Source organism: Xenorhabdus stockiae, assembly GCF_002632825.1.
In the GTDB taxonomy this organism is placed as follows: Bacteria; Pseudomonadota; Gammaproteobacteria; order Enterobacterales; family Enterobacteriaceae; genus Xenorhabdus; species Xenorhabdus stockiae.
Map to the genome: position 1 here is coordinate 1 of NZ_NJAJ01000152.1, position 485 is coordinate 485.

Consider the following 485-nt stretch of genomic DNA (forward strand, 5'->3'; position numbering starts at 1 on the left):
GCACGGAATTATGCCAGTATGGTGGCACTGGCCTTTATCATCGTCTGGCTACCCATGTGGTCAGAATAAATGATGAACACAAAACGTCAACAGACCCTAATGACTTGTACTTTATTTCGGGCAATGTTCTTCTTGTCCACAAGATAGATGTTCTCAATATGTCCATCATCAAAAACAAAGTCGTGAATATAATCATTATGAATTTTACTGGTTTTATCTATGCTGCTATCGTTGGGTTTATCTAAGTACTGTTCAACAAAGCGTTGCCACTCACTTTCTGAAAAATTAACATGATTCAGTATCTGCAACTGCTCACGCACATTAACCGGTCATGCTCCCAATGATTAGATCTTGTGATAAACTCCCTACTTTTTATTCTGGGTGAGATATGGCTAAAGTGGATGTGATTTGTCGTTACTGTCATAAAACAAACGAGGTTAAAGGGCATGGAAAAGGACGTACTGGACATCCTCGCTATCACTGCT

1 protein-coding gene and 1 pseudogene are annotated in these 485 nt (G+C 39.6%); one reads left to right on the forward strand and one right to left on the reverse strand.

Features of this window, described 5'->3' with window-relative positions:
* Positions 1-95: 95 nt before the first annotated feature.
* Positions 96-323: pseudogene (locus tag Xsto_RS20890) on the reverse strand (type I restriction endonuclease); the annotation flags it as partial.
* A 65-nt stretch (positions 324-388) separates the two neighbouring features.
* Here Xsto_RS20890 and Xsto_RS21295 point away from each other — a divergent pair.
* The coding region (locus Xsto_RS21295) for an IS1 family transposase (RefSeq protein ID WP_339955557.1) at positions 389-485 on the forward strand (97 nt) is incomplete at its 3' end.